This is a genomic window from Micrococcus porci, assembly GCF_020097155.1.
GTDB classification, from domain to species: domain Bacteria; phylum Actinomycetota; class Actinomycetes; order Actinomycetales; family Micrococcaceae; genus Micrococcus; species Micrococcus porci.
This window is the reverse complement of sequence record NZ_CP083691.1, coordinates 2598865-2621542: the sequence shown is the minus strand read 5'-3', so window position 1 is coordinate 2621542 and position 22678 is coordinate 2598865. Positions and strand designations below refer to the sequence as shown.

The following is a 22678-nucleotide window of genomic DNA, read 5'->3' as shown; positions in this document are numbered from 1 at the left end:
GCAGGCGGCCGGTGCGCTGACGCGCGCAGGCCGTCCCGGGCCCCCGCCCGCGCTCCGGAAGGAGGCGCGGACGGGGGCCCTTTTCGCCCCCTGCGGAACGGCGTCGCAGGGCGCCCGCGGGCTTTGCACTCTCCGGTGGTGAGTGCTCATAATGGGGCTAGCACTCCCGCGGTGCGACTGCCAGCAGTACCCGGCCGGCGGCCGCCCGAGGTGGAGGACCTGCTCCATCGGTGAGGCCCCGGTCCGGGGCCGTCCGTCGCGGGCACCGCTGCGGGTCAGGCACGAATCGAAGCACCCGTCCAGAAAGGACTGCATCATGGCCAAGACCATCGCATTCGACGAAGAGGCCCGCCGTGGCCTGGAGAAGGGTCTGAACACCCTCGCCGACGCCGTCAAGGTGACCCTCGGCCCGCGCGGCCGCAACGTCGTCCTGGAGAAGAAGTGGGGCGCCCCCACCATCACCAACGACGGCGTCTCCATCGCCAAGGAGATCGAGCTCGAGGATCCGTACGAGAAGATCGGCGCGGAGCTCGTCAAGGAGGTCGCCAAGAAGACCGACGACGTGGCCGGCGACGGCACCACCACCGCCACCGTGCTGGCCCAGGCCCTGGTCCGCGAGGGCCTGCGCAACGTGGCCGCCGGCGCGGACCCGATCTCCCTGAAGCGCGGCATCGAGAAGGCCGTCGAGGCCGTCACCTCCGAGCTCCTCTCCGCCGCCCGCGAGATCGAGACCAAGGACCAGATCGCCGCCACCGCGTCGATCTCCGCCGCCGACGCCCAGATCGGCTCCCTCATCGCCGAGGCCCTGGACAAGGTCGGCAAGGAGGGCGTCATCACCGTCGAGGAGTCCAACACCTTCGGCCTGGAGCTCGAGCTCACCGAGGGCATGCGCTTCGACAAGGGCTACATCTCCGGCTACTTCGTGACCGACGCGGACCGCCAGGAGGCCGTCCTCGAGGATCCGTACATCCTGATCGTGAACTCCAAGATCTCCACCGTGAAGGACATGGTGGCGATCCTGGAGAAGGTCATGCAGTCCGGCAAGCCGCTGCTGATCATCGCCGAGGACGTCGAGGGCGAGGCCCTGGCCACCCTCGTGGTCAACAAGATCCGCGGCACCTTCAAGTCCGTGGCCGTGAAGGCCCCGGGCTTCGGCGACCGCCGCAAGGCCATGCTGGCCGACATCGCCATCCTCACCGGCGGCCAGGTCATCTCCTCCGAGGTGGGCCTGTCCCTGGAGAACGCCTCCCTCGACCTGCTGGGCACCGCCCGCAAGGTGGTCATCACCAAGGACGAGACCACCATCGTCGAGGGCGCCGGCGACGCCGACCAGATCGCCGGCCGCGTGGCCCAGATCCGCTCCGAGATCGCGAACACCGACTCGGACTACGACCGCGAGAAGCTGCAGGAGCGCCTCGCCAAGCTGGCCGGCGGCGTCGCCGTCATCAAGGCCGGCGCGGCCACCGAGGTGGAGCTCAAGGAGCGCAAGCACCGCATCGAGGACGCCGTGCGCAACGCGAAGGCGGCTGTGGAGGAGGGCATCGTCGCCGGCGGCGGCGTGGCCCTGATCCAGGCGGGCGCCAAGGCCTTCGAGGGCCTGCAGCTCGAGGGCGACGAGGCCACCGGCGCGAACATCGTGAAGGTCGCCATCGAGGCCCCGCTGAAGCAGATCGCCTTCAACGCCGGCCTGGAGCCGGGCGTGGTCGCCGACAAGGTGAAGTCCCTGGAGTCCGGCCACGGCCTGAACGCCGCCACCGGCGAGTACGTGGACCTCATGGCCGCGGGCATCAACGACCCGGTGAAGGTGACCCGCTCCGCGCTGCAGAACGCCGCGTCCATCGCGGGCCTGTTCCTCACCACGGAGGCCGTCGTGGCGGACAAGCCGGAGAAGGCCGCCGCAGGCGCCGAGGGCATGGACCCGATGGGCGGCATGGGCGGCATGATGTGACCACCCGCTGACGCCCAGCGTTTTCGCTGAGGAGAACGTCGCTACCATCCCGGTCTACCGGGACGGTAGCGACGTTTTCTTTCACGAAAGTGCTGGCCGGTGGGCGGCGAGCTCGCGCTCCAGGTTGGCGCGGGCGGGGTCCTCCCAGCGGGCGCGGCCGGCGGCGGTGGCGTAGAGCCGGTCCGCCCCCAGGAGCCCCTCCAGCACGGCGGCGCGGCCCGTCCGCCAGGCCTCGTCCGGGACGTGGGCGAAGTCGGCGCGCACCAGGTCGACGTAGGCCTCGTAGTCGTGCGGGGCGCGGCCCAGGACTTCGAGGTCGGCGTCGCAGAGGACGGCGCCCGCGGCGTCGTCCGGGGCGGGGCGGTGCTCGGCGGTGAGGCGCACCAGGCGGGCGGTCTCGGCGACGACGTCGTCCCCCAGCGCGAGGCCGGGCGCGGCGAGCAGGCGCTCGGCCAGGCGCGCCGAGTCCTCCTCGTCGGCGCCGGGGCCGCGGGCGGGGTCGGCGGTGTAGACGGCGTCGTGCAGCCAGGCGGCCAGGGGCACGGCGAGGGGGTGCGGCCCGAGGTCCTCCCCGGCGGCGGAGAGCAGGTCCACCGCCTGGAGGACGGCCAGCAGGTGCGCGGGGGCGTGGTACCGGCGGTGGGGCTCGGACCAGCGCCCCAGCAGCTCGGCCCCGGCGGCCGTGACCGCGTCCGGCGAGGCGTCCGTCCCCGCGAAGAGCCGGGCCCACCGGCGCCGCAGCACGGGCTCCGCGCGGCCGTCCCGCCGGCGGGCGGGCACCCGGAGTCCCGAACGGATCAGGCGCCGCACCAGCTCCCCGCCGTCCACGGCGAGGGCTCCCGCGGCCACCAGCTCGGCGTGCCGGTGGGCCGGGACGTCGTAGTGGTCGAGGTCGAAGGCCCGCGGGGAGAGGCCGTGGGCCGCGGCGAAGCCGTGCAGCTCCTCCAGCGACGCGTCGGAGACGAGGTGGGAGAACACGGTCCCGTGGGCGGGCCAGCGGGGTGGATCGATGAGCACGGCCATGCGCCCACCCTACGACCGCGCCCCGCCGCCCGGGCGGGCGACGGGGCGCGGCACGGGCCCGGCTCAGAGCCGGAACATCGCGGCGTTGGCGGCCTCCGTGTCCGAGTACTGGGTGGCCGCGAGGTCCATGGCACGGCGGATGCCGCCCAAGGACTCCTCCACGCGGGCCTGGGTGGCGCGCCACTCCGTGAGCACGCCCTGGAAGTTGGCGGCGGCCTGGCCGCGCCAGGTGCCTTCGAGCTGGCGGAGGTTGGCCTCCATGGTGTTCACCTCGGTCTGCAGGCGGGCGATGGAGCCCTCCACGGCGCCGCTCTTGGCGCGCAGGTCCTCGACGTCGATCTGGACGATGGTCATGTGGTCCCCCTCTTCAGGCGCCGGGTGCCCCGGCGGTCGTGAGCGCGGCGGGTGCCGCGGCTCCCACTGTAGGCGGGCCGTTCCGGGCCCCTCCGGGCGGAGGGACCCGCCGGGGGATCAGGCGCCGTCGCGGGCGGCCTGTGCAGGAGAGGTCCCCGCCTGGGCCTGCCTCCGGGCAGCCGACGCGCGGCGGAACCGCTCGCCCGCCCACGCCAGCCGGCGGCGCTGACCGGTCTCCAAGGCCCCCGCGGATCCGGCGGCCGTGGACCCCCCCGTGGGGGGCCGGCCCGCCGGCACCCCGGCGCCGGGCCGCGCGTCGTCGTCCTCCAGGTCCAGGTCGTCGTCCGCGTCGTCCTCCAGGGCGGCCCAGGGCAGGTGCACGGAGAACGTGGCGCCGCCGCCCTCGGTCTCCAGCAGGCGCACGGAGCCGCCGTGCTGCGCCACGATCGCCGCGACGATCGCCAGGCCGAGCCCCGTGCCGCCGGTCTCGCGGTGCCGGGAGGCGTCCGCGCGGTAGAAGCGCTCGAAGATCCGGGCGGCGTCCTCCTCGGACACCCCGGCCCCGTGGTCGCGGATCTCGATCACCGAGTGGCGCGTCCCGTCCACGCCGGAGTCCCCGCCGAACGCGTCGCGGGTGCCCACGGCGATCTCGATGGGCGTGCCCTCCGGCGTGTAGCGCAGGGCGTTGGTCATCAGGTTCACCACGACCTGGCGCATCCGGTTCTCGTCCCCCATGAGCGGGGCGGATCCGGCCGGCCCGCCGTCCAGGCCGACGAGGCTGACCTTCCGGTCCGGCGCGTTCACGGAGGCGTCCATCATGGAGTCCATGCCGAGGACCAGCAGGTCCACCGGCTCGTGCTCCAGGGGCCGCTGCTCGTCGAGGCGTGCCAGCGTCAGCAGGTCCTCCACCAGCCGGTGCATGCGGCCCGCCTCGGACTCGATGCGTCCCATGGCCGCCGCCACGTCCTCCTCGCGGGTGATCCCGCCGTGCCGGTACAGCTCGGAGAACCCGCGGATGGTCACCAGCGGCGTCCGCAGCTCGTGCGAGGCGTCCTGGACGAACCGGCGCATCTTGTCCTCGGATGCCTCCTTGTCCCGGAAGGCGGTCTCGATGTGCGCCAGCATCGCGTTGAGCGAGCGGGAGAGCCGGCCCACCTCCGTCGAGGGAGGCGCGTAGGCCACGCGTTGGGACAGGTCACCGGCGGCGATCTTCGCGGCCGTGCGCTCCACCCGGTTCAGGGCGCGGAAGGCCCGCTCCACGAGCAGGTTGGAGGCGACGACGGACACCGCCGTCCCCAGCAGACCGATGGTCACGACGAGCGTCACCACCCGCTCCACGGAGGTCCTCACGCCGTGCAGCGGCAGCGCGATGGCCAGGGAGCCCTCGCCGCTGCGCAGGTGGTAGAGCTGCACCCGCCAGCCGTCGGAGCCCGCCGTGGTGCCCGGCACCTCGAACGACGCCGAGCCCTGCGCGTCCACCTGTTCCGGCGTCATCCCCTCCAGGGCAGGACCGTCGGCGCCGGGCATGAGCGGGGTGCTCACCACGGCCCTGCCGGAGGTGTCCCACACGACGCCGTAGAAGCGCAGGATCGACTGCTGCGGCGTGTAGTACCCGCCGGTCTGGGACATGGTGGTCAGGTAGATGGACACCTCGTCCCGGTTGTGGGAGAGGTCGTCGTCCAGCTGGCGGAGCAGCTCGGTGCGGAACAGGACGGCGGTCACCAGCGCGATGACGGCCACGAGGACCATCATCAGCGCGGTGATCATCACCACGAGCTTCGTCCGCAGGGGCCGTGCACCCCACCAGCCCCACAGCCACGTGCGGGGGTGGCGCAGGCGCGCGGCGGCCACGCCCAGCCGGGGGCCCATGTCAGCGCTTGTCGGCGGTGCGGAACATGTACCCCACGCCGCGCTTGGTGTGGATCATCTTGTCCCGGCCGCCGACGTCGATCTTGCGGCGCAGGTAGGAGATGTAGGACTCCACGATGGAGGCGTCCCCGTTGAAGTCGTACTCCCAGACGTGGTCCAGGATCTGAGCCTTGGAGAGCACGCGGTTGGGGTTCATCATCAGGTAGCGCAGGAGCTTGAACTCGGTGGGGGACAGGTCCACCACCTCGCCGCCGCGGCGCACCTCGTGGGCGTCGTCGTCGAGCTCGAGGTCGTCCACGCGCAGCACCGCCGAGTCGTCGTCCAGCGGCGCCGTCCGGCGCAGCACGGCGCGGATGCGGGCCACGACCTCGTCCAGGGAGAACGGCTTGGTGACGTAGTCGTCTCCGCCGACGGTGAGGCCGGTGACCTTGTCTTCCGTGCCGTCCCGGGCGGTCAGGAAGACCACGGGGAACAGCCGGCCGGCGGCGCGCAGCCGGCGGGTCACGGTGAAGCCGTCCATGTCCGGGAGCATGACGTCCAGGACGGCGAGGTCGGGCTGGAACTCCTCCGCGGCCTCGAGGGCCTCACGGCCGTTGCCGGCCGCGCGCACCTCGAATCCGGCGAAGCGCAGGGAGGTGGAGAGGAGCTCGCGGATGTTGGGCTCGTCGTCCACGACGAGGAGCCGGGCTTCGGGTGTCTGGGACTGCATGCCTCCAGTGTGTGACCGTCGCCTGGACGATTCCTGGACACCTCCTGTCCGGTGCGGACGGACCCCCCAGGGACGGGCCCGGCCGCGTCAGGAACGGGCGCGGAGGACCGCGGAGAGCACGACGTGCAGCACCATCAGGGTGAACCCCAGGGGCAGGCCGAACAGGCTCACGGCGTACAGCGCCGGCAGGAACGCCGGGGTGGCGTGCAGGAAGTACGCGGCCAGCGCCCCCAGCAGCCCCAGCCCCGAGACCACGGTCAGGACGACGCCGGCCGTCAGCAGCACACGCAGGGCGCGGCGGGCGCCGGAGGGGGCGGGGGCGGCGTCGGGACGGGGCTGCGGGGAGGTCCGGGGGGAGGGCACGGATCCACTGTAGTCCGGGTATCCTGGACGATCAGACCCACGTCCGCGGCCTGCGAGGCCGCGCCCGGACGGTCCCGCCGATGCCGCGGCCCGCTGCGGCCGCACCGGTCGGAGACCCCCGGCGCCCCGCGTCGCGCCGCCCCGCCGCAGGACGCCCCGACTCAGTAAGGCAGGTGCCCAGCGATGCCCACGGGCCGCATCAAGTTCTACGACTCCGCCAAGGGGTTCGGCTTCGCCCAGACCGACGACGGCGAGGAGGTGCACGTCCCCGCCGCCGCGCTCCCCGCCGGGGTCTCCGACCTGCGCTCCGGGACCCGCGTGGAGCTCGGCGTGGCGGAGGGACGCCGCGGCAAGCAGGCGCTCACTGTGGAGGTCCTCGACGACGCCCCCTCCGTGGTGCGCAACCACCGGCCCTCCCCGGAGAAGATGGCGGTGCTGATGGAGGACCTCATCAAGGTCCTCGACCAGACCTCCAACGGCCTGCGCCGCGGCCGCTACCCCCAGCGCGCCCAGGCGCAGAAGATCGCCGCCGTGCTGCGGCGCGTGGCCGACGACCTCGAGGCGTGAGCACGATGACCGAGCACAGCGACACCCCGGGGCAGACCGACACCTCCGGGCAGACCCACACCCCCGAGCAGGCCCCTGCCGTCGCGCCCGCCGGACCGGCCGCCGACGCCGCCCCCGCGGCCTCGGCGCGCGCCCCGCGCCGCCGGGCCCCCAAGCGCGACGAGCTGCTGGCGGCCGCCGTCGACGAGGCCCGCGCCGCCCTGACGGAGCTGGCGGAGGAGGGCCAGGTCGGTCCGCACCTGGGCGTCACGGTGGACGACGACCGCCTGATGACCCACCGCTTCGCGGCGGAGGTGCCCGGCTACACGGGCTGGGTCTGGTACTCCACGATCGCCCGCGCCCCCCGCGCCAAGAAGGTCACGGTCTGCGAGACCGGCCTGGAGGCAGGGGAGGGCGCCGTCGTCGCACCCGCGTGGGTGCCCTACGCGGACCGCGTCAGCGCCGAGGAGCGCGAGCGGCTCGCCGCCGTGGCCGAGGGCCGCGTCCCCGACGCCGGCTGAGCCCGCACGACGCCGGGCACGACGACGCCCCGCCCTTCGGCCCGCACGGCCGGGAGGCGGGGCGTCGTGGCGCCCGGGGAGGGATCAGCCGAGCCGGGCGACCACGTGGTCGATGCAGGCCAGCAGGGCGGTGACGTCCTCCGGGTCGATCGCGGCGAACGTCGCGATGCGCAGCTGGTTGCGGCCGAGCTTGCGGTAGGGCTCCACGTCGACCACGCCGTTGGCGCGCAGGGCCTGGGCGACGGCCGCGGCGTCCACGGCGTCGTCGAAGTCCACGGTGCAGATCACGTTCGAGCGCTCGGCCGGGTCCGCCACGTAGGGGGTGGCGTGCTCCGACGCCTCGGCCCACGCGTACACGCGCGAGGCGGAGTCCGCGGTGCGACCGGTGGTGAACCCCAGCCCGCCGTTCGCGTTCATCCAGCGCAGCTGCGCGTCGAGCATCACGAGGGTGGCCAGCGCGGGCGTGTTGTAGGTCTGGTCCTTCAGGCAGTTGTCCACCGCGATGGACAGGTCCAGGAACTCCGGGATCCAGCGGCCGGACTCCTTGATCTCCGCGACCCGGGCCAGGGCGCGCGGGGAGAAGAGCGCGAGCCACAGGCCGCCGTCGGAGGCGAAGTTCTTCTGCGGGGCGAAGTAGTAGACGTCCGCCTGGGAGACGTCCACGTCCAGGCCGCCGGCGGCGGAGGTCGCGTCGATCACCACGAGGGCGTCGTCGTCGATCCCCTCGGGGCGGACCACGGGGGCGGACACGCCGGTGGAGGTCTCGTTGTGCGGCCACGCGTACACGTCGACGCCGGGCACGGCCTCCGGCTGCGGGCGGGTGCCCGGCTCGGAGGAGCGGATGTCGGAGGCCTCGAGGAACGGGGCGTTGTCCGTGGCGCGGGCGAACTTGGAGCCGAACTCGCCGAAGCTCAGGTGCTGGGCCTTCGAGCGGACCAGGGAGAACGCGGCGGCGTCCCAGAAGGCCGTGGACCCGCCGACGCCGAGGACCACCTCGTAGCCCTCCGGGACGGAGAACAGCTCGGCGACGCCGGCCCGGACGGAGGCCACCAGGTCCTTCACCGGCTTCTGGCGGTGGGAGGTGCCCAGCAGGCCGGCGGCCTCCTGCAGCGCCTGCAGCTGCTCGGGGCGCACCTTGGAGGGGCCGGCGCCGAACCGGCCGTCCTGGGGGAGCATCTCCGGGGGGATGGTGATCGCGGTGGGGTCGGTCATGGGGTCCTCCTGTGGCGGGGCGTCGGTGGCCCTGCCCATTCTCCCGCCGCCCCGATCGCCGCCCGCGAACGTGACGCGGCTCCCGACTAGGATGGCCGGGACCAGTCAGCGGGAAAGAGGACGGCGCGATGACGGACCTGATCGACACCACGGAGATGTATCTCCGGACCATCCTCGAGCTCGAGGAGGAGGGCACCGTCCCCCTGCGCGCCCGCATCGTCGAGCGCCTGGAGCACTCCGGCCCCACCGTCTCGCAGACCGTGGCGCGCATGGAGCGCGACGGCCTGGTGCACGTGGGATCGGACCGCCGCCTGCTGCTCACCGACGAGGGGCGTGAGCGCGCCGTGGCCGTGCTGCGCAAGCATCGCCTGGCCGAGCGGCTGCTGTCCGACGTGATCGGCCTGGACTGGGCCTATGTGCACGATGAGGCCTGCCGCTGGGAGCACGTGATGAGCGACCGCGTGGAGCAGCGCCTGCTGGAGGTGCTGGAGAACCCGACGGCCACCCCGTACGGCACCCCGATCCCCCCGCGGCCCGAGGCGCAGTCCGCCGGCGAGTGGAGCCGGGACCTCGGCCTGGCGGGGGAGCCGCTGGCCACGGCGGCGGCGACGCCGGGGCGCTTCCGCGTGGGCAGCCTCTCCGAGGGTGTGCAGGCGGACCCGGAGCTGCTGGCCGAGCTGCAGGACGCGGGTGTGCTCCCGGGCGGCGTGCTCGAGGCGCAGCCGGCGCTGGAGGCCGGCTACGTGCGCGTGCAGGGGGAGGGCTCCGCCGAGGCCCTCGAGCTGTCGGCCGGCACCGCCGCGCACGTGTGGGTGCAGCGCCTCTGACTCCACCGTCGCGCGTCCACCGGCTGACGCGCGGATGACGGGCCGGTGAAGACTCCGGGCCGCCGTCGACGGACACGCCGCGGACCCGCGGGGGCGGACCTACCCTGAGGGTCAGAAGCCCGTGCAGCCCCGCCCGCCATCCCCCGAGGTCCGTCATGCGCACACTCGTCCTCAACGCCGGCTACGAACCCGTCTCGGTGGTCTCCGACCGCCGGGCGCTGCTGCTCGTCGCCACGGGGAAGGCCAGCGTGCTCGAGGACGGCGACGCGCCCATGCACAGCCCCACCCGCGCGTGGGGCCGGCCGCTGGTGATCCTCCTCCACCAGTACGTGCGCGTGCCTCACGCCGACGCCGCCGCCGTCTCCCGCAAGGGCGTGCTCCGCCGGGACGGCCACCGCTGCGCCTACTGCGGCGCCCACGCCACCACCGTGGACCACGTCCACCCCCGCTCGCGCGGCGGGCAGAACACCTGGGAGAACCTCGTGGCCTGCTGCCTGCGCTGCAACTCCGCCAAGGCGGACCGCTCCCTCGACGCCCTCGGCTGGCGGCTGCGCGTGGTCCCGACGCGGCCCTGCGGGGTCCAATGGCGGCTGCGGGAGCTGGAGCGGCCCGCCCCCGCGTGGGAGGGCTGGCTGCAGTTCGCCGCCTGAGCGCCGCTCGTAGACTGGGGGCTTCGGCCCGGAGGAGCAGGAGACCCCCATGAGCATGGAGTCCGTGGCGCGCGTCTCGATGATGCGCCTGCAGCGCGGGGGCACGGCGCCGCAGCCGCTGGCCCCCGGCACCGTGCGGCGCACCGTCGCGTTCGCCGCGCAGTACCGTGCCCGCCTCATCGTGTTCGTCGCCGCCTCCGTGGTGAGCGCCGTGCTCGGCGTGGCGTCCCCGGTGCTCGCGGGCGACGTGGTGAACGCCATCACGGGCGGCACCGACCGGGCCCTCGTGGTGCGCCTGGCCCTGCTGATCGCGGCGGTCGCGCTCGCGGACGCGGCGCTGAGCGTGTTCACCAAGTGGCTCTCCTCCGGGTTGGGGGAGCGGGTCATCTACGACCTGCGCACCCGGGTGTTCGACCACGTGCAGCGCATGCCCGTGGCCTTCTTCCAGCGCACCCGCACGGGTGCGCTGGTCTCGCGCCTGAACAACGACGTGATCGGCGCCCAGTCCGCCATCTCCCGCACCCTCTCCGGGGTGGTGGCCAACGCCGTCTCGCTGGCGCTGACGCTGGCGGTCATGCTCGCCACCAGCTGGCAGATCACCCTGCTCTCCCTGGTGCTGCTGCCCCTGTTCCTGGTCCCGGCCCGGATGGTGGGCGGCCGGCTCGCCGCGCTCTCTCGGGAGCGCGCCGGGCACAACGCCGCCATGGGCGACCAGATGACGGAGCGGTTCTCCGCGCCCGGCGCCACCCTGATCAAGCTCTTCGGCGAGCCCGGCGCGGAGTCGGCCGAGTTCGCCCGCCGCGCGGACCGGGTGCGCGCCACCGGCGTGGACATCTCCGTACGCCAGGCCGTGTTCACCACCCTGCTCACCCTGGTCTCCGCGCTCGCCCTCGCGGCGGTCTACGGCGTCGGGGGGCTGCAGGCCATCGCGGGCACGCTGGACGCCGGCGACGTCGTCACGATGGCCCTGCTCCTCACCCGCCTCTACGCGCCGCTGACCTCCCTGGCCAACGCGCGCATCGAGATCATGAGCGCCCTGGTGAGCTTCGAGCGGGTCTTCGAGGTGCTCGACCTGGAGCCGCTGATCACGGAGCCGGCGCACCCCGTCCCCGTGCCGGACGGGCCCCTGGCCGTGACCCTCGATGACGTGCACTTCGCGTACCCGTCCGCGCAGGAGGTGTCCCTCGCCTCGCTCGAGGAGGTGGCGGTGCTGGACACCCGCGGCGGGGAGGAGGTGCTCCACGGCGTCGACGTGGACGTGCCCGCGGGCCGGACCGTCGCGCTGGTCGGCTCCTCCGGCGCGGGCAAGTCCACCATCGCCTCGCTGGTGACCCGGCTGTACGACGTCACCTCCGGCGCCGTGCGGCTGGGCGGGGTGGACGTGCGGGACATGGCGTTCGCGGACCTGCACCGCGCCGTGGGCATGGTGACCCAGGACGGGCACCTGTTCCACGACACCGTGCGCGGGAACCTGCTGCTCGCCCGCCCGGCCGCCACCGACGCCGAGGTCTGGGACGCCGTGGACCGCGCCCGCCTGCGCGGTGTGGTCGAGTCCCTGCCGGACGGGCTGGACACCGTGGTCGGCGAGCGCGGCTACCGCCTCTCCGGTGGCGAGCGCCAGCGCATGACCATCGCGCGCCTGCTGCTGGCGGCACCGCGCGTCGTGGTCCTGGACGAGGCGACGGCGGCCCTGGACTCCACCAACGAGCGCGCCATCCAGGAGGCCCTGCGGGAAGCGCTGGCCGGGCGGACGGCCGTCGTGATCGCGCACCGGCTGTCCACCGTGAGGGACGCGGACGAGATCCTCGTGGTCGAGGGCGGGCGGATCGTGGAGCGGGGGCCGCATGCCGCGCTGCTGGCGGCCGGCGGGCGCTACGCGGAGCTGTACACGACGCAGTTCGCGGAGGGCGCGTGAGCCGTGCGGGCGAGGATCTGGTGCCCCAGGCCGGAATCGAACCGACGGCCTACCCTTTAGGAGAGGGTCGCTCTATCCAACTGAGCTACTGAGGCGGGGGACCGGCGTCCGGTCCGGTCGGCCAGTCTAGCCGGTCGGCCGGTCTGGCGGGATGCGCGGTCTGGTGGGGTGGGCGCCTCAGGTGCGCGGGCGACGACGCCGCCCGGCCCACAGCATCACGACCACGGCCACCGTGATCACCGCGAGCAGCACCCAGCGGATCGCGGTGAGCGTGGCGGCCAGGCCCGTGCCGGGGCCGCCGGCGGCGATGGCCGCCTCGATCGCGAGTCCCTCCCAGATGTCCACCACCGCGAACAGGACGCCGAGGGCGAGCGCCCCCCACTTCGCGGCCACGGGCTTCAGCCGCCAGGCGCCCACGGCGGCCACGGTGAGGGCCACCGCCACGGCGAAGATCACGCCGGCGGTCTTGTGCACCCAGTTGAGCTGGCCGCGGGCGGCGTCGTCCATCACGGCGGACAGGGCGGCGACGTGGTCCTGGCCGTAGAAGAGCATCGAGTCCGGCATGGCCAGCCCGCCGGTGAGCTGGGTCATCTGCTGGAGGACCAGCAGGTGGAAGTAGGCCCCGATGAACAGCGTGGTGCCGATCAGCGCGGTGATGAGCATCGCCGGGCTTCCCTCCTGCTGGGCGGCGTCGGCGAGGTCCGCGCGCGGGGAGACGTCGTGCAGGCCGGCGCGACGGGGCTCGGCGGTGGGCGCGGCGCTCGAGCCGGTGCGGGCGGGGCGGGACTTCTTCTGCTTCTTGGACACGGGGTCGCTCACTCCTGGCTGGTGACGGGCTGGCGCCCATTCTCCCAGGCGCCGCGGGCGCCCCCGTACCGGGTCCGCGGCCGCACCTAGACTGGAGCGCGCCATGGCTGACCTCTTCTCCTCCCTCGGACGCGACCCCCTCTTCGCCCCCCGGACCCGCCCCGCGGATCCGGAGACGGCCCTGCCCGGGCTGGTGCCCACGGCGGTGACCCGGGCGGCGGACCCCGAGGCCGGCGCGTGGGGCGCGGGGCGCGACGCCGGCGCCCCCTCCGCGGGGCCGCTCACCCCGGAGGGGCTCGTCGAGGGCCTGAACCCGCAGCAGGCGGCGGCGGTGCAGCACACGGGCAGCCCCCTGCTGATCGTGGCGGGCGCGGGCTCGGGCAAGACCCGCGTGCTGACGCACCGGATCGCGTGGCTGCTGGCCACCGGTCGCGCGCGCCCGCACGAGGTCCTGGCCATCACGTTCACCAACAAGGCGGCCGCGGAGATGCGTGAGCGCATCGCCGGGCTGATCGGGGACACCGCCCGGCGCATGTGGATCAGCACGTTCCACTCCTCCTGCGTGCGGATCCTGCGCAACGAGGCGGCGAACATCGGGCTGAAGTCCACGTTCACCATCTACGACTCCGCGGACTCCCTGCGCCTCGTCACGCAGATCGCCAAGGTGCAGGACCTGGACCCCAAGCGGTTCGCCCCCAAGGCGCTGCTGAGCCGGATCAGCGCCCTGAAGAACGAGCTCGTGGACCCGGAGGACCACGCCTCGCGGGTGGCCGAGGGGGACCCGTGGGGTCGGGCCGTGGCCGCCGTCTACACGGAGTACACGGCGCGCCTGCGCCAGGCCAACGCGCTGGACTTCGACGACCTGATCGGCATGACCGTCCACATGTTCGAGGCGTTCCCGCGGGTGCTGGACGGCTACCGCCGCCGGTTCCGCCACGTGCTCGTGGACGAGTACCAGGACACCAACCACGCCCAGTACCGCCTCATCCGGCTGCTCTCCGGCCCGGCCGGCGAGCCGGAGGGCGTGGACACCCCGGGCGGCGAGCTGACCGTCGTCGGCGACTCGGACCAGTCCATCTACGCGTTCCGTGGGGCAGACATCCGCAACATCGTGGAGTTCGAGCAGGACTTCACGGACGCCGCCACCATCAAGCTGGAGCAGAACTACCGCTCCACGCAGACCATCCTGGACGCCGCCAACGCGGTGATCGCGCACAACCCGGACCGCCGCAAGAAGGACCTGTGGACCGCCGAGGGCGAGGGCCCGCGGATCATCGGCTACGCCGCGGAGAACGAGTCCGCGGAGGCCGAGTGGATCGCCTCCACCATCGATCGCCTGCAGGACGAGGAGGGGATCCGGCCCGCCGACGTCGCCGTGTTCTACCGGACCAACGCGCAGTCCCGTGCGCTCGAGGAGCGCCTGGTCACCCGCGGCATCCCGTACCGCGTCATCGGCGGCACCCGGTTCTACGACCGCAAGGAGATCAAGGACGCGCTCGCCTACCTGCGGGTGATCGTCAACCCCGACGACGACGTCAACGTCCGCCGCATCCTCAACGAGCCCAAGCGGGGCATCGGGGACCGGGCCGAGGGCGCCGTCGCCGCGTGGGCCGAGCGCAACCGGGTGCCGTTCTTCACGGCGCTCCGCGACGCGGAGAACGCCCCGGGCATGGCCACCCGCTCGCTCAAGGCCGTCCAGGGCTTCGTGCAACTGATGGACGACCTCGCCCAGGTGGCCGAGTCCGCCGGGCCCGCCACCGTGCTGGAGGCTGTCCTCGAGCAGTCCGGCATGCTTGCCGCCCTCCGCGAGTCCGAGGACCTGCAGGACGAGTCCCGCGCGGACAACCTCGGTGAGCTCGTGGCCGTGGTCCGCGCGTTCGAGAAGGGCACCCCCGGGGGCACCCTCACCGACTTCCTCGAGCAGGTGGCGCTCGTGGCGGACGCGGACCAGCTGCCCGCCGCCCCGGACGTCGAGGGGGAGGAGCTGGCCGAGCAGCAGGGCCAGGTCACGCTCATGACCCTCCACACCGCCAAGGGTCTGGAGTTCCCCGTGGTGTTCCTCACGGGCATGGAGCACGGCGTGTTCCCGCACTCGCGCTCCCTCACGGACGAGAAGGAGATGGCGGAGGAGCGCCGCCTGGCCTACGTGGGCATCACCCGCGCCCGACGCCGCCTCCACCTCTCCCGCGCCGAGGCCCGCTCCCTGTGGGGCCAGCACCAGTTCAACCCGCCGAGCCAGTTCCTCGGGGAGATCCCCGATGAGCTGATCGAGTGGGAGCGCGCCGGCACGGACCGCTCCTTCGGGGGCCTGACCAGCCTCGCCGGCGCGGGCACCTCCCGCTACGCGAACCGCTTCTCCGGGGGCGGGTCGGGCTCGGCCCGGCGCGGCTCCATGACCGGGGCCTGGGGCGACCGGGCCGCGGGCGGCGTCGGGGGCGGGCTCGCCTCGAACCGCCCGCAGCGGCTCACCCGCGGCGAGGAGGCCGCCGACCTCACCGTGCCGTCCTCGGTGGTGCGCGGCCGCGCGCCGTCCCGGGTGCAGCCCCAGAAGGAGGTCGTGGCGCTCTCCGCGGGGGACCGCGTGGAGCACGCGACGTTCGGGGCCGGGCGCGTGGACGCCGTCGCCGGGACGGGGGACAAGACCGTGGCCACGGTGACCTTCGACGCCACCGGGGCGCAGAAGCGCCTGCTGCTGCGCTACGCCCCGCTGACCCGCGTGGAGGGCTGAGGCGCCCCCGGAATTCCGCGCCGGGACGGGGGAGGCAGGCCTCCGAACGGTCGGTCGGGTGCACTAGAGTGGGCGCTGGAACGCCGTCGTCCGCCGCTGCGCCGTGCCCTGCGCACGCACGCTCCCGGGGGGCGGCGGCGCCGAGGCCGGCGTGGTCACACAGGACGCGCGTCGGCAGTACCCAAGTCTTCGACTGAGAAGGACACCCACCGTGGACCTGTATGAGTACCAGGCGCGCGATCTGTTCGAGAAGCACGGGGTCCCCGTGCTGCAGGGCATCGTCGCCGAGACCCCCGAAGAGGCCAAGGCCGCAGCGGAGAAGATCGGCGGCGTGACCGTCGTCAAGGCGCAGGTGAAGGTCGGCGGCCGCGGCAAGGCCGGCGGCGTGAAGGTCGCCAAGACGGCCGACGAGGCCTACGAGCACGCCAAGGCCATCCTCGGCATGGACATCAAGGGCCACACCGTCAACAAGGTCATGATCGCCCAGGGCGCCGACATCGCCGAGGAGTACTACTTCTCCGTGCTGCTGGACCGCGCCAACCGCACCTACCTCGCCATGTGCTCCGTCGAGGGCGGCATGGAGATCGAGCAGCTCGCCGAGGAGCGCCCCGAGGCCCTCGCCAAGGTGCCCGTCTCCGCCCTGACCGGCCTCGACCAGGCCACCGCGGACACGATCGTCGCCGAGGCCGGCTTCCCCGAGGAGCTGCGCGCCGACGTCGCCGCCGTCATCGTGAAGCTGGGCGAGGTCTTCAAGAACGAGGACGCCACGCTCGTCGAGGTGAATCCGCTCGTGAAGACCGGCGACGGCACGATCCTCGCCCTCGACGGCAAGGTCTCCCTGGACGACAACGCCGAGTTCCGCCAGGCCGACCACGCCGGCCTCGTGGACAAGACCACCGAGGACCCGCTGGAGGCCAAGGCCAAGGCCAACGACCTCAACTACGTCAAGCTCGACGGCCAGGTCGGCATCATCGGCAACGGCGCCGGCCTCGTCATGTCCACCCTGGACGTCGTCGCCTACGCCGGCGAGAACCACGGCGGCGTCAAGCCCGCGAACTTCCTCGACATCGGCGGCGGCGCGAACGCCGAGGTCATGGCCGCCGGCCTCGACGTCATCCTGGGCGACGAGCAGGTCAAGTCCGTGTTCGTGAACGTCTTCGGCGGCATCACCGCGTGCGACGCCGTCGCCAACGGCATCGTCAAGGCCCTCGAGATCCTGGGCGACTCCGCCACCAAGCCGCTGGTCGTGCGCCTGGACGGCAACGCCGTGGAGGAGGGCCGCCGCATCCTGCAGGAGGCCGACCACCCGCTGGTCACCCTGGCCGCCACCATGGACGAGGGCGCCGACAAGGCCACCGAGCTCGCCCACTCCGCGAACTGACCGTTCGGAAAGACTGAGGAAACAGCTATGTCGATCTACCTGAACAAGGACTCCAAGGTCATCGTCCAGGGCATCACCGGCGGCGAGGGCACCAAGCACACCCGCCTCATGCTCAAGGCCGGCACGAACATCGTGGGCGGCGTGAACGCCCGCAAGGCCGGCACCACCGTGTCCCACGAGGACGAGGACGGCAACGCCGTCGAGCTGCCCGTGTTCGGCTCCGTGGCCGAGGCCATGGAGAAGACCGGCGCGGACGTGTCCGTGGCCTTCGTGCCGCCGGCCTTCGCCAAGGACGCCGCCATCGAGGCCATCGAGGCCGAGATCCCGCTGCTCGTGGTCATCACCGAGGGCATCCCGGTGCAGGACTCCGCGGAGTTCTTCGCCCTGTCCCAGTCGAAGACCGGCGAGGACGGCAAGCCGAAGACCCGCATCATCGGCCCGAACTGCCCCGGCATCATCACCCCGGGCGAGGCCCTGGCCGGCATCACCCCGGCCACCATCACCGGCTCCGGCCCCATCGGCCTGGTGTCCAAGTCCGGCACGCTGACCTACCAGATGATGTACGAGCTGAAGGACTTCGGCTTCTCCACCGCCATCGGCATCGGCGGCGACCCGGTCATCGGCACCACCCACATCGACGCCCTCGAGGCGTTCGAGGCCGACCCGGAGACCAAGGCCATCGTGATGATCGGCGAGATCGGCGGCGACGCCGAGGAGCGCGCGGCCGAGTTCATCAAGGCCAACGTCACCAAGCCGGTCGTCGGCTACGTGGCCGGCTTCACCGCCCCCGAGGGCAAGACCATGGGCCACGCGGGTGCCATCGTGTCCGGCTCCGCCGGCACCGCCCAGGCCAAGAAGGAGGCCCTCGAGGCCGCCGGCGTGAAGGTGGGCAAGACCCCCTCCGAGACCGCCGACCTCATGCGCGAGATCATGAAGGGCCTCTGAGCCCCGCTGATCCCGGGCTGAGCGCCTGACGACGACGCCCCCTCGCCTTCCACGTGGAAGGGAGGGGGCGTCGTCGTGTGCCGGGGCGGGGATCCGTCAGCCGATGCTGCCGCCGACCAGCAGGCCGAGCAGATAGGTCACGGCGGCGGCGCCGTAGCCGATCATCAGCTGGCGCAGGCCGCGCCACAGCGGGGAGGAGCCGGAGAGCAGGCCCACGACGCCGCCGGTGAACAGCAGGGCGATGCCCACCAGGACCGCGGCGACGACGAGCGCCCCCAGGCCGGTCATGCCGAACAGGTACGGGAGGATCGGGATCAGCGCGCCCGAGGCGAAGAAGCAGAAGCTGGAGAGGGACGCGCCCCACGCCGAGCCGATCTCAGCGAAGGACTCCGAGTGGTCCACGGGGCCCTTCGAGCCGTCCGGGCGGGCGGAGAACTGCGGGTTGCAGTCGCAGGAGAGGTAGCCGAGGCGCTCGAGCGCGCGGTGCTTGGCGTCCTCCGGGGTCATGCCGCGCGCCAGGTACACCAGCTCCAGCTCGTTCCGGTCCAGGTCGAGGTGCTCGGCGGCCTCGAGGGTGATCTGGGTCGGCGAGGACGCCTCGAGCAGCTCGCGCTGGGACCGCACGGACACGTACTCGCCGGCCGCCATGGACAGGGCGCCGGCCAGCAGGCCCGCCACACCCGTGAACAGGACGACGGATGAGGCCACGCCCGTCGCGCCGATGCCCATGACCAGGGCGAGGTTGGACACGAGGCCGTCGTTCATGCCGAACACGGCCGCGCGGAAGGAGCCGGCCAGCTGCTCGCGCCCCCGGGAGGCGAGCCCGCGGACGACCTCCTCGTGGATCTGCTCGTCCGCGGCCATGTGCTCGGTCGCGTCCTGGTCCTTGGCGTAGGGGGTGTCCGACTCGGCGCGCTGGGCCAGGGCGAGGACGAACACGGAGCCGAACACGCGGGCCAGGGCGCGCAGCAGGATGCGGTGCACGGAGGGGCGCGGGGGGTGCGCGGCGTGCTCGCCGAGCAGCGCGCGCCAGTGCTCCTCGTGCCGCTTCTCCGCCTCGGCCAGGCCGATGAGGATGTCCCGCTCGACGCCGTCCTTGCTGGCGGCGATGTCGCGGTAGATCTGGCCCTCGGCGATCTCGTCGGCGAGGTAGCGGCGCCAGCGTCGGACCTGTTCACGGGTGGGTTCGGGGAGTGCCGCGGGGGTGGCGGCATGGGCGGGACTCATGGGGCTCCATCGGACGGGCGGGATGCGGATGGGGCGCCGCCGTCGCGGGCCGCGGCGGCTGGGCGCGCTCGACCGGCCAGTCTACGCCGCCGCTACCATGGCCGCATGGACGCAGCGGAGACCCCCGACGGCCCCGAGGCCGCCGCGTACGACGGCGGCCGGCCGGCCTGGCAGCACCGCCTCCTGGCGGGTGGGGACGAGCCGGACCCCCGGTTCACGCTCGCCAACGAGCGTACGTTCCTGGCCTGGGTCCGGACGGCTCTGGCGCTGCTGGCCGGCGGGGTCGCGGTGGAGGCGTTCACCGGAGCCCTCTTCGCGCCACCGGTTCGGGTGGCGCTGAGCACGGTGCTGCTCGTCCTGGCGGCGCTGCTCGCCCTGGGCGCGGGTGCGCGATGGCTCCGGGTGGAGCGCGCGATGCGCCGCGGCCGTCCGCTGCCGCTGCCACTGATCGTCCCGGTCCTCGCGGGGGGTGTCGTCCTCGCCGTCGTGGTGCTGATGCTCGCCGTCGTCCTGCCGCGGGGCTGAGGCGATGCGCCTGCACCACGACCCCGGGCTGCAGCCCGAGCGCACCGTGATGAGCTGGGGCCGCACGGTCCTGGCGCTGGGCGTCCTCAGCCTCACGTTCCTGAGGTGGTGGCCGGCCGTCGGCGCGTGGGCGTTCGGGCCTGCGGTGGTGGCGGCCGTCGGCGGGGCGGCGGTGCTGGCCACGCAGCGCCGGCGCTATGTGGCGCAGGCGGACGGGATCGCGCGGGAGCAGGCCCGGCCGGCCCTGGCGTCGGTGGCCTGCATGGTCGCGCTGGTGGTGGGCTTGGCGGTCCTCGGGATCACCGCCACGCTGCTGCACGCGGCCTGATCCGCGGACGACGACGGCGCCCCTCACCTGCGCGGGCAGGTGAGGGGCGCCGTCGTGCCTCCGGAGGCGGACCGCTCAGCGGGCGATCATGCCGTGGGGGTCGATGATGAACTTGTCCACGGAGCCCTGGTCGAACTCCGCGTAGGCCTGGGGTGCCTCGTCCAGGCTGATCACGCGCGGGTTGACCATCTCCGTCAGGTACGGCATCCGGTCCCACAGGATCGACATCATCAGCTGGCGGTTGTAGCGCATGATGGGCGCCTGTCCGCCGATGATGTGGGGCGACTTGATCCAGGCCTTGCCGAAGTCCACCGGGAAGGTGCCCTCCTGCTCGGCCTTCGTCTCCGCGATCGGGTCCGGCCCGTAGATGCCGATGATGCCCGTGGCGCCGCCCGGACGGGTGATGTCCAGGACCTGGTTCACGGCGGCGATCGGCTGCATCTCATCGGACTCGGAGCCCAGGCCGTGGGCCTCGGAGCCGACGTAGTCCACCGCGCAGTCCACCATCGGCTCGCCGAGGATGTCGTTCACGGCGTCCTGCAGGTTCTCCGTGACGGAGAGGTCGATGGTCTCGCAGCCGTGCTTGCGCACCAGCTCCAGCCGCGAGGCGTCCTGGTCGCCCACGATGATGCACGAGGCGCCCAGCAGTCGAGCGGCGGCCGCGGCGCACCGGCCCACGGGGCCGGCGCCGGCGATGTAGACGGTGGAGCCGGGCTTGGCGCCGGCCGCCATGAGACCGTGGAACGCCGTGGGGAGGATGTCCGAGAGCACGGCCAGATCCAGGATCTTCTCCATCGCCTGCTCCTGGTCCGGGAAGCGCAGCAGCTGGAAGTCGGCGTACGGCACGAACAGGTACTCGGCCTGTCCGCCCTGGAAGTTGCCCAGATTGAAGCCGTAGGCGGCGCACGCCTGCTCCGGGTTGGCGGTCTCACAGATCTCGGTGTGGCCGGCGCGGCAGTTGCGGCAGCGGCCGCAGGCCACGTTGAACGGCACGGAGACGAGGTCGCCCTCCTTCAGGAACTGGACGTCGCTGCCGACCTCCAGCACCTGGCCGGTCATCTCGTGACCCAGCACCATGCCCTCGGGCACGGGGAAGGAGCCGCGGTAGATGTGCAGGTCGCTGCCGCAGATGTTGGTGGCGACGATCTTGAGGATGACGCCGTGCGGGGCAGCGGAGCCGTCGGGCATCTCCAGCTTGGGGAAGTCCAGCTCGTCGACGCGCACGTCCTTGATGCCGTGGAATGCCACGGCGCGGTTCTTGGTGGTCATGAAACTGTTGCCTTTCTGTCTCCAACGACGCCCCCGACGGGGCGAGAGACGGGGCGAACCCGAGGGGGAGTCCCGGTCCCGGGCTGTACGGAGACACTAGGGGCCGGGGCGAGCCCGCGGGAAGGGTTGCCCGCCGCCGCACCGCCTGGCCTCGGCCATCGTGCGGGCATTGGAGGACCGCAGGCCCCGGAATTCCCGGTCAGAGACGCTCTCGGGCCGCGGCGTCACCAAGGCCCAGTTCACGGTCCACCACGCCTCGGGCATCCCCTCGGCCATCCAGGACGCGTGGGCCGAGGCCGTCACCGTGCCGCAGGGGCCGGTGTGGGTGGAGATCCCGCAGGACGTGCTGCTCGGCGAGGTCATGGTGCCCCCGGTGCAGGACGCCCGGGCCGTGCCCTACGACCATCCGCCGCGCGCCGAGCTCGTGGCCGAGGTCGTGCGCTGGCTGCGCGGGGCCGGGCGGGTGGCGATCGTGGCCGGCGGCGGTGTGCGCCGCTCCGGCCGGGCCGCGATGGAGAGCCTGCGGGAGGTCGCGGAGCTGCTCCAGGCCCCCGTGGTCTGCTCGCCGGGCGGCAACACCGCCTTCCCGTGGGAACACCCGCTCAGCCTCGGCGGCTGGGTCGAGGACCGCCTCGTCACGGACCTGCTCGAGGACGCCGAGGTGCTCCTCGTCGTCGGCTCCTCGCTCGGCGAGGTCACCTCCAACTACTTCACGCTCGAGCCCCGCGGCCGCCTCATCCAGGTCGACGCCGAGCCGCGCGTCCTCGAGACCAACCACCCCACCCTCGGCGTCCGGGCCGACGCCGGCCAGGCGCTCCAGGCCCTCGCCGCCGCCCTGCGCGAGTCGGGCTCGGTGGCGCGGGACGCCGCCGTCTGGCACGGCCGCACCCCCGCCGAGGTGGTCGCCGACGTCAACGCGCGCATCACCGCCCGCCTCGACGCCCAGGACCTCGGCGTGGAGCGCCGGCTCCTGGCGGACATCCGCGCCGCCGTCCCGTCGACCATGCAGACGTACTGGGACATGACCATCGCCGCCTACTGGGCATGGAACTGCTGGGACGCGCAGGACGGCGAGTTCCACTCGGCGCAGGGCGCCGGGGGACTCGGCTACGGGTTCCCGGCCGCGTTCGGCGGCGCGGTGGGCCTGGCCCACCAGGGACGCACCGGGATCGACGGGCGCGTGCTCGCCGTCGCCGGCGACGGCTCGGCCATGTACTCGCTCGCCGAGCTGGCCGCCGCGCGCCAGCACGACGTCGACGTGACGTGGCTGATCATCGACGACGGCGGGTACGGCATCCTGCGCGAGTACATGGAGGGCGCGTTCGGCAAGGCCACGGCCACCGAGCTCGACCGGCCGGACTTCCAGGCCCTCGCCGCCTCCTTCGGCGTGCCCGCCGAGACGGTGGGAGTGGAGGACGTGCGCGGCGCGCTCGAGCGCGCGTTCCAGGCGGACGGGCCGAACGTCGTCGTGGTGCAGACCCGCCTGGCGATGTGGGCGCCGAGCCACCTCGGGGAGGCCCCGGAGGTCTGA

The 22678-nt window shown here is 73.3% G+C and carries 21 protein-coding genes and 1 tRNA gene; 12 read left to right on the top strand and 10 right to left on the bottom strand.

Annotated elements, in window-relative coordinates:
• Positions 1 to 316 precede the first annotated feature (316 nt).
• On the top strand, positions 317 to 1948 hold the full coding sequence (gene groL / locus KW076_RS12350) for a chaperonin GroEL (protein ID WP_224355588.1): 1632 nt from the start codon (positions 317 to 319) through the stop codon (positions 1946 to 1948).
• A gap of 81 nt (positions 1949 to 2029) precedes the next feature.
• Here groL and KW076_RS12345 read toward each other — a convergent pair whose 3' ends face one another.
• From KW076_RS12345 to KW076_RS12325, 5 genes are all read right to left on the bottom strand, one after another.
• Complete coding sequence (locus KW076_RS12345) at positions 2030 to 2971, bottom strand: DUF4031 domain-containing protein (protein ID WP_224355587.1); 942 nt, start codon at positions 2969 to 2971, stop codon at positions 2030 to 2032.
• 63 nt (positions 2972 to 3034) lie between these two features.
• The gene (locus KW076_RS12340) at positions 3035 to 3325 is read right to left on the bottom strand and encodes a WXG100 family type VII secretion target (RefSeq protein ID WP_224355586.1); all 291 of its coding nucleotides are present in this window, start codon (positions 3323 to 3325) and stop codon (positions 3035 to 3037) included.
• A 117-nt stretch (positions 3326 to 3442) separates the two neighbouring features.
• Complete coding sequence (locus KW076_RS12335; RefSeq protein WP_224355585.1) at positions 3443 to 5194, bottom strand: sensor histidine kinase; 1752 nt, start codon at positions 5192 to 5194, stop codon at positions 3443 to 3445.
• 1 nt (position 5195) lies between these two features.
• Positions 5196 to 5903: a response regulator transcription factor gene (locus KW076_RS12330; RefSeq protein ID WP_224355584.1), complete on the bottom strand. Its 708-nt coding sequence runs from the start codon at positions 5901 to 5903 to the stop codon at positions 5196 to 5198.
• A gap of 87 nt (positions 5904 to 5990) precedes the next feature.
• Entirely contained in the window at positions 5991 to 6266 is a 276-nt protein-coding gene (locus KW076_RS12325; protein WP_224355583.1) for a hypothetical protein, read from the bottom strand.
• 183 nt (positions 6267 to 6449) lie between these two features.
• On the opposite strand from KW076_RS12325, the gene KW076_RS12320 reads away from it, so the two are divergent.
• Positions 6450 to 6833 carry a cold-shock protein gene (locus tag KW076_RS12320; RefSeq protein WP_224355582.1) on the top strand — a complete coding sequence of 128 codons (384 nt, stop codon included), beginning with the start codon at positions 6450 to 6452 and terminating at the stop codon, positions 6831 to 6833.
• A gap of 5 nt (positions 6834 to 6838) precedes the next feature.
• Positions 6839 to 7333 carry a DUF3027 domain-containing protein gene (locus tag KW076_RS12315; RefSeq protein ID WP_224355581.1) on the top strand — a complete coding sequence of 165 codons (495 nt, stop codon included), beginning with the start codon at positions 6839 to 6841 and terminating at the stop codon, positions 7331 to 7333.
• An 84-nt stretch (positions 7334 to 7417) separates the two neighbouring features.
• On the opposite strand, the gene serC is transcribed toward KW076_RS12315, so the two are convergent.
• On the bottom strand, positions 7418 to 8545 hold the full coding sequence (gene serC, locus KW076_RS12310; RefSeq protein WP_224355580.1) for a phosphoserine transaminase: 1128 nt from the start codon (positions 8543 to 8545) through the stop codon (positions 7418 to 7420).
• Positions 8546 to 8673: 128 nt separating this feature from the next.
• Between serC and KW076_RS12305 the strand changes: the two genes are divergently transcribed.
• From KW076_RS12305 to KW076_RS12295, 3 genes are all read left to right on the top strand, one after another.
• Entirely contained in the window at positions 8674 to 9372 is a 699-nt protein-coding gene (locus KW076_RS12305; RefSeq protein ID WP_224355579.1) for a metal-dependent transcriptional regulator, read from the top strand.
• Positions 9373 to 9527: 155 nt separating this feature from the next.
• Positions 9528 to 10022: an HNH endonuclease gene (locus KW076_RS12300; protein WP_224355578.1), complete on the top strand. Its 495-nt coding sequence runs from the start codon at positions 9528 to 9530 to the stop codon at positions 10020 to 10022.
• 49 nt (positions 10023 to 10071) lie between these two features.
• Positions 10072 to 11937 carry an ABC transporter ATP-binding protein gene (locus KW076_RS12295; RefSeq protein ID WP_224355577.1) on the top strand — a complete coding sequence of 622 codons (1866 nt, stop codon included), beginning with the start codon at positions 10072 to 10074 and terminating at the stop codon, positions 11935 to 11937.
• An 18-nt stretch (positions 11938 to 11955) separates the two neighbouring features.
• On the opposite strand, the gene KW076_RS12290 is transcribed toward KW076_RS12295, so the two are convergent.
• Both KW076_RS12290 and KW076_RS12285 read right to left on the bottom strand, forming a co-directional pair.
• Positions 11956 to 12032 (bottom strand) — tRNA-Arg (locus tag KW076_RS12290).
• An 82-nt stretch (positions 12033 to 12114) separates the two neighbouring features.
• Complete coding sequence (locus tag KW076_RS12285) at positions 12115 to 12744, bottom strand: hypothetical protein (RefSeq protein ID WP_224355576.1); 630 nt, start codon at positions 12742 to 12744, stop codon at positions 12115 to 12117.
• Between the two features lie 103 nt (positions 12745 to 12847).
• Between KW076_RS12285 and pcrA the strand changes: the two genes are divergently transcribed.
• From pcrA to sucD, 3 genes are all read left to right on the top strand, one after another.
• A complete protein-coding gene (pcrA, locus tag KW076_RS12280) occupies positions 12848 to 15472 on the top strand; it encodes a DNA helicase PcrA (protein ID WP_224355575.1) in 2625 nt (874 codons plus the stop codon).
• A 211-nt stretch (positions 15473 to 15683) separates the two neighbouring features.
• The gene (sucC, locus tag KW076_RS12275; RefSeq protein ID WP_224355574.1) at positions 15684 to 16853 is read left to right on the top strand and encodes an ADP-forming succinate--CoA ligase subunit beta; all 1170 of its coding nucleotides are present in this window, start codon (positions 15684 to 15686) and stop codon (positions 16851 to 16853) included.
• 27 nt (positions 16854 to 16880) lie between these two features.
• Positions 16881 to 17798 carry a succinate--CoA ligase subunit alpha gene (sucD, locus tag KW076_RS12270; RefSeq protein ID WP_224355573.1) on the top strand — a complete coding sequence of 306 codons (918 nt, stop codon included), beginning with the start codon at positions 16881 to 16883 and terminating at the stop codon, positions 17796 to 17798.
• 96 nt (positions 17799 to 17894) lie between these two features.
• Here the strand turns inward: sucD and KW076_RS12265 are convergent, their stop codons facing one another.
• The gene (locus tag KW076_RS12265; RefSeq protein ID WP_224355572.1) at positions 17895 to 19025 is read right to left on the bottom strand and encodes a VIT1/CCC1 transporter family protein; all 1131 of its coding nucleotides are present in this window, start codon (positions 19023 to 19025) and stop codon (positions 17895 to 17897) included.
• Positions 19026 to 19130: 105 nt separating this feature from the next.
• Here KW076_RS12265 and KW076_RS12260 point away from each other — a divergent pair, with 105 nt between their 5' ends.
• Both KW076_RS12260 and KW076_RS12255 read left to right on the top strand, forming a co-directional pair.
• Positions 19131 to 19550 (top strand): YidH family protein, encoded by a 420-nt coding sequence (locus KW076_RS12260; protein WP_224355571.1) that lies wholly within the window; start codon positions 19131 to 19133, stop codon positions 19548 to 19550.
• 4 nt (positions 19551 to 19554) lie between these two features.
• The gene (locus KW076_RS12255) at positions 19555 to 19878 is read left to right on the top strand and encodes a DUF202 domain-containing protein (protein ID WP_098093547.1); all 324 of its coding nucleotides are present in this window, start codon (positions 19555 to 19557) and stop codon (positions 19876 to 19878) included.
• 75 nt (positions 19879 to 19953) lie between these two features.
• On the opposite strand, the gene KW076_RS12250 is transcribed toward KW076_RS12255, so the two are convergent.
• Positions 19954 to 21147, bottom strand: a complete 1194-nt coding sequence (locus tag KW076_RS12250; RefSeq protein WP_224355570.1) for an alcohol dehydrogenase catalytic domain-containing protein — start codon at positions 21145 to 21147, stop codon at positions 19954 to 19956.
• Between the two features lie 160 nt (positions 21148 to 21307).
• Here KW076_RS12250 and KW076_RS12245 point away from each other — a divergent pair, with 160 nt between their 5' ends.
• Positions 21308 to 22678 carry a thiamine pyrophosphate-binding protein gene (locus KW076_RS12245; protein WP_434084342.1) on the top strand — a complete coding sequence of 457 codons (1371 nt, stop codon included), beginning with the start codon at positions 21308 to 21310 and terminating at the stop codon, positions 22676 to 22678.

Excerpts from the sequence above, each read along its gene's own strand:
- groL (WP_224355588.1), top strand. The coding sequence starts at position 317 with ATGGCCAAGACCATCGCATTCGACGAAGAGGCCCGCCGTGGCCTGGAG.
- KW076_RS12345 (WP_224355587.1), bottom strand. The coding sequence starts at position 2,971 with ATGGCCGTGCTCATCGATCCACCCCGCTGGCCCGCCCACGGGACCGTG.
- KW076_RS12340 (WP_224355586.1), bottom strand. The coding sequence starts at position 3,325 with ATGACCATCGTCCAGATCGACGTCGAGGACCTGCGCGCCAAGAGCGGC.
- KW076_RS12335 (WP_224355585.1), bottom strand. The coding sequence starts at position 5,194 with ATGGGCCCCCGGCTGGGCGTGGCCGCCGCGCGCCTGCGCCACCCCCGC.
- KW076_RS12330 (WP_224355584.1), bottom strand. The coding sequence starts at position 5,903 with ATGCAGTCCCAGACACCCGAAGCCCGGCTCCTCGTCGTGGACGACGAG.
- KW076_RS12320 (WP_224355582.1), top strand. The coding sequence starts at position 6,450 with ATGCCCACGGGCCGCATCAAGTTCTACGACTCCGCCAAGGGGTTCGGC.
- KW076_RS12315 (WP_224355581.1), top strand. The coding sequence starts at position 6,839 with ATGACCGAGCACAGCGACACCCCGGGGCAGACCGACACCTCCGGGCAG.
- serC (WP_224355580.1), bottom strand. The coding sequence starts at position 8,545 with ATGACCGACCCCACCGCGATCACCATCCCCCCGGAGATGCTCCCCCAG.
- KW076_RS12305 (WP_224355579.1), top strand. The coding sequence starts at position 8,674 with ATGACGGACCTGATCGACACCACGGAGATGTATCTCCGGACCATCCTC.
- KW076_RS12300 (WP_224355578.1), top strand. The coding sequence starts at position 9,528 with ATGCGCACACTCGTCCTCAACGCCGGCTACGAACCCGTCTCGGTGGTC.
- KW076_RS12295 (WP_224355577.1), top strand. The coding sequence starts at position 10,072 with ATGAGCATGGAGTCCGTGGCGCGCGTCTCGATGATGCGCCTGCAGCGC.
- pcrA (WP_224355575.1), top strand. The coding sequence starts at position 12,848 with ATGGCTGACCTCTTCTCCTCCCTCGGACGCGACCCCCTCTTCGCCCCC.
- sucD (WP_224355573.1), top strand. The coding sequence starts at position 16,881 with ATGTCGATCTACCTGAACAAGGACTCCAAGGTCATCGTCCAGGGCATC.
- KW076_RS12265 (WP_224355572.1), bottom strand. The coding sequence starts at position 19,025 with ATGAGTCCCGCCCATGCCGCCACCCCCGCGGCACTCCCCGAACCCACC.
- KW076_RS12260 (WP_224355571.1), top strand. The coding sequence starts at position 19,131 with ATGGACGCAGCGGAGACCCCCGACGGCCCCGAGGCCGCCGCGTACGAC.
- KW076_RS12255 (WP_098093547.1), top strand. The coding sequence starts at position 19,555 with ATGCGCCTGCACCACGACCCCGGGCTGCAGCCCGAGCGCACCGTGATG.
- KW076_RS12250 (WP_224355570.1), bottom strand. The coding sequence starts at position 21,147 with ATGACCACCAAGAACCGCGCCGTGGCATTCCACGGCATCAAGGACGTG.